General features: G+C 52.7%; 3 protein-coding genes and 1 pseudogene (1 of these 4 running past the window's edge). All 4 read left to right on the top strand.

Annotated features, from left to right (window positions below):
* Positions 1–338 precede the first annotated feature (338 nt).
* A complete protein-coding gene (gene leuL / locus QZF50_RS03615) occupies positions 339–425 on the top strand; it encodes a leu operon leader peptide (protein WP_001300467.1) in 87 nt (28 codons plus the stop codon).
* Between the two features lie 92 nt (positions 426–517).
* Complete coding sequence (gene leuA, locus QZF50_RS03610) at positions 518–2,089, top strand: 2-isopropylmalate synthase (RefSeq protein WP_000082846.1); 1,572 nt, start codon at positions 518–520, stop codon at positions 2,087–2,089.
* Positions 2,089–3,180, top strand: coding sequence for a 3-isopropylmalate dehydrogenase (leuB, locus tag QZF50_RS03605; RefSeq protein WP_000042353.1), 1,092 nt, complete (start codon positions 2,089–2,091; stop codon positions 3,178–3,180). Before leuA ends, leuB begins: the two co-directional genes overlap by 1 nt.
* Before the next feature lie 2 nt (positions 3,181–3,182).
* Positions 3,183–4,406: pseudogene (gene leuC, locus QZF50_RS03600) on the top strand (3-isopropylmalate dehydratase large subunit); it runs 192 nt beyond the window's last position.

The raw sequence follows: 4,406 nt of genomic DNA, 5'->3' as shown, positions 1-4,406 counted from the left end.
TAATTGATCAATAATATTCACCAAATCAATATCAAAAAAAATCGCAAAACATATAATTCAATACAAATCATCAGGATAGGTTTTGCAACGCGTGCATTTTGTCCCCTTTTTCCTCGTTGATTAGATGCAAAAATTTATGCTGAAATATGTCAACCGATGAAAAGCGTCGGTAGTTAAGCAGAAATTAATATCGCTTACTTTAACCACCGCAGCACAATTAGCTAATTTTACGGGTGCAGAACTCACGCTGGCGGGACGTTTTTATTGCGTCAGGGTTGACATCCGTTTTTGTATCCAGTAACTCTAAAAGCATATCGCATTCATCTGGAGCTGATTTAATGACTCACATCGTTCGCTTTATCGGTCTACTACTACTAAACGCATCTTCTTTGCGCGGTAGACGAGTGAGCGGCATCCAGCATTAAGCCAGCACGCAGTCAAACAAAAAACCCGCGCCATTGCGCGGGTTTTTTTATGCCCGAAGCGAGGCGCTCTAAAAGAGACAAGGACCCAAACCATGAGCCAGCAAGTCATTATTTTCGATACCACATTGCGCGACGGTGAACAGGCGTTACAGGCAAGCTTGAGTGTGAAAGAAAAACTGCAAATTGCGCTGGCCCTTGAGCGTATGGGTGTTGACGTGATGGAAGTCGGTTTCCCCGTCTCTTCGCCGGGCGATTTTGAATCGGTGCAAACCATCGCCCGCCAGGTTAAAAACAGCCGCGTATGTGCGTTAGCTCGCTGCGTGGAGAAAGATATCGACGTGGCGGCCGAATCCCTGAAAGTCGCCGAAGCCTTCCGTATTCATACCTTTATTGCCACTTCGCCAATGCACATCGCCACCAAGCTGCGCAGCACGCTGGATGAAGTGATCGAACGCGCTATCTATATGGTGAAACGCGCCCGTAATTACACCGATGATGTTGAATTTTCTTGCGAAGATGCCGGGCGTACACCCATTGCCGATCTGGCGCGAGTGGTCGAAGCGGCGATTAATGCCGGTGCCACCACCATCAACATTCCGGACACCGTGGGCTACACCATGCCGTTTGAGTTCGCCGGAATCATCAGCGGCCTGTATGAACGCGTACCTAACATCGACAAAGCCATTATTTCCGTACATACCCACGACGATTTAGGCCTGGCGGTCGGCAACTCACTGGCGGCGGTACATGCCGGTGCACGCCAGGTGGAAGGTGCAATGAACGGGATCGGCGAGCGTGCCGGTAACTGTTCGCTGGAAGAAGTCATCATGGCGATTAAAGTTCGTAAGGATATTCTCAACGTCCACACCGCCATTAATCACCAGGAGATATGGCGCACCAGCCAGTTAGTTAGCCAGATTTGTAATATGCCGATCCCGGCAAACAAAGCCATTGTTGGCAGCGGCGCATTCGCTCACTCCTCCGGTATCCACCAGGATGGCGTGCTGAAAAACCGCGAAAACTACGAAATCATGACACCAGAATCTATTGGTCTGAACCAAATCCAGCTGAATCTGACCTCTCGTTCGGGGCGTGCGGCGGTGAAACATCGCATGGATGAGATGGGGTATAAAGAAAGTGAATATAATTTAGACAATTTGTACGATGCTTTCCTGAAGCTGGCGGACAAAAAAGGTCAGGTGTTTGATTACGATCTGGAGGCGCTGGCCTTCATCGGTAAGCAGCAAGAAGAGCCGGAGCATTTCCGTCTGGATTACTTCAGCGTGCAGTCTGGCTCTAACGATATCGCCACCGCCGCCGTCAAACTGGCCTGTGGCGAAGAAGTCAAAGCAGAAGCCGCCAACGGTAACGGTCCGGTCGATGCCGTCTATCAGGCAATTAACCGCATCACTGACTATAACGTCGAACTGGTGAAATACAGCCTGACTGCTAAAGGTCACGGTAAAGATGCTCTGGGTCAGGTGGATATTGTCGCCAACTACAACGGTCGCCGCTTCCACGGCGTCGGCCTGGCCACCGATATTGTCGAGTCCTCCGCCAAAGCCATGGTGCACGTACTGAACAATATCTGGCGCGCCGCAGAAGTCGAAAAAGAGTTGCAACGCAAAGCTCAACACAACGAAAACAACAAGGAAACCGTGTGATGTCGAAGAATTACCATATTGCCGTATTGCCGGGGGACGGTATTGGTCCGGAAGTGATGACCCAGGCGCTGAAAGTGCTGGATGCCGTGCGCAACCGCTTTGCGATGCGCATCACCACCAGCCATTACGATGTAGGCGGCGCAGCCATTGATAACCACGGGCAGCCGCTGCCGCCTGCGACGGTTGAAGGTTGTGAGCAAGCCGATGCCGTGCTGTTTGGCTCGGTAGGCGGCCCGAAGTGGGAACATTTACCACCAGACCAGCAACCAGAACGCGGCGCGCTGCTGCCTCTGCGTAAGCACTTCAAATTATTCAGCAACCTGCGCCCGGCAAAACTGTATCAGGGGCTGGAAGCATTCTGTCCGCTGCGTGCAGACATTGCCGCAAACGGCTTCGACATCCTGTGTGTGCGCGAACTGACCGGCGGCATCTATTTCGGTCAGCCAAAAGGCCGCGAAGGTAGCGGACAATATGAAAAAGCCTTTGATACCGAGGTGTATCACCGTTTTGAGATCGAACGTATCGCCCGCATCGCGTTTGAATCTGCTCGTAAACGTCGCCACAAAGTCACCTCAATCGACAAAGCTAACGTGCTGCAATCCTCTATTTTATGGCGTGAAATCGTCAACGAGATCGCCACGGAATACCCGGATGTCGAACTGGCGCATATGTACATCGACAACGCCACCATGCAGCTGATTAAAGATCCATCACAGTTTGACGTTCTGCTGTGCTCCAACCTGTTTGGCGACATTCTGTCTGACGAGTGCGCAATGATCACTGGCTCGATGGGGATGTTGCCTTCCGCCAGCCTGAACGAGCAAGGTTTTGGTCTGTATGAACCGGCAGGCGGCTCAGCACCAGATATCGCAGGCAAAAACATCGCCAACCCGATTGCGCAAATTCTGTCGCTGGCACTGCTGCTGCGCTACAGCCTGGATGCCGATGATGCGGCTTGCGCCATTGAACGCGCCATTAACCGCGCATTAGAAGAAGGCATTCGCACCGGGGATTTAGCCCGTGGCGCTGCCGCCGTTAGTACCGATGAAATGGGCGATATCATTGCCCGCTATGTGGCAGAAGGGGTGTAATCATGGCTAAAACGTTATACGAAAAATTATTCGACGCTCACGTAGTGTACGAAGCCGAAAACGAAACCCCGCTGTTATATATCGACCGCCACCTGGTGCATGAAGTGACCTCACCGCAGGCGTTTGATGGTCTGCGCGCCCACGGTCGCCCGGTACGTCAGCCGGGCAAAACCTTCGCCACTATGGATCACAACGTCTCTACCCAGACCAAAGACATTAATGCCTGTGGTGAAATGGCGCGCATCCAGATGCAGGAGCTGATTAAAAACTGCAAAGAATTTGGCGTCGAGCTGTATGACCTGAATCACCCGTATCAGGGGATCGTCCACGTAATGGGGCCGGAACAGGGCGTCACCTTGCCGGGGATGACCATTGTCTGCGGCGACTCGCATACCGCCACCCACGGCGCGTTTGGCGCACTGGCCTTTGGTATCGGCACTTCCGAAGTTGAACACGTACTGGCAACACAAACCCTGAAACAGGGCCGTGCGAAGACCATGAAAATTGAAGTCCAGGGCAAAGCCGCGCCGGGCATTACAGCAAAAGATATCGTGCTGGCAATTATCGGTAAAACTGGCAGCGCAGGCGGCACCGGGCATGTGGTGGAGTTTTGCGGCGAAGCAATTCGTGATTTAAGCATGGAAGGTCGTATGACCCTGTGCAATATGGCAATCGAAATGGGCGCAAAAGCCGGTCTGGTTGCACCGGACGAAACCACCTTTAACTATGTCAAAGGCCGTTTGCATGCGCCGAAAGGCAAAGATTTCGACGACGCCGTTGCCTACTGGAAAACCCTGCAAACCGACGAAGGCGCAACTTTCGATACCGTTGTCACTCTGCAAGCAGAAGAAATTTCACCGCAGGTCACCTGGGGCACCAATCCAGGCCAGGTGATTTCCGTGAACGACAATATTCCCGATCCGGCTTCGTTTGCCGATCCGGTTGAACGCGCGTCGGCAGAAAAAGCGCTGGCCTATATGGGGCTGAAACCGGGCATTCCGCTGACCGAAGTGGCTATCGACAAAGTGTTTATCGGTTCCTGTACCAACTCGCGCATTGAAGATTTACGCGCGGCAGCGGAGATCGCCAAAGGGCGAAAAGTCGCGCCAGGCGTGCAGGCACTGGTGGTTCCCGGCTCTGGCCCGGTAAAAGCCCAGGCGGAAGCGGAAGGTCTGGATAAAATCTTTATTGAAGCCGGTTTTGAATGGCGCTTGCCTGGCTGCTCA

It is taken from the genome of uncultured Escherichia sp., from assembly GCF_948475835.1.
Classification (GTDB): domain Bacteria; phylum Pseudomonadota; class Gammaproteobacteria; order Enterobacterales; family Enterobacteriaceae; genus ECMA0423.
The sequence above is the reverse complement of the archived record's forward strand: the minus strand, read 5'-3'. Positions and strand labels throughout refer to the sequence as shown.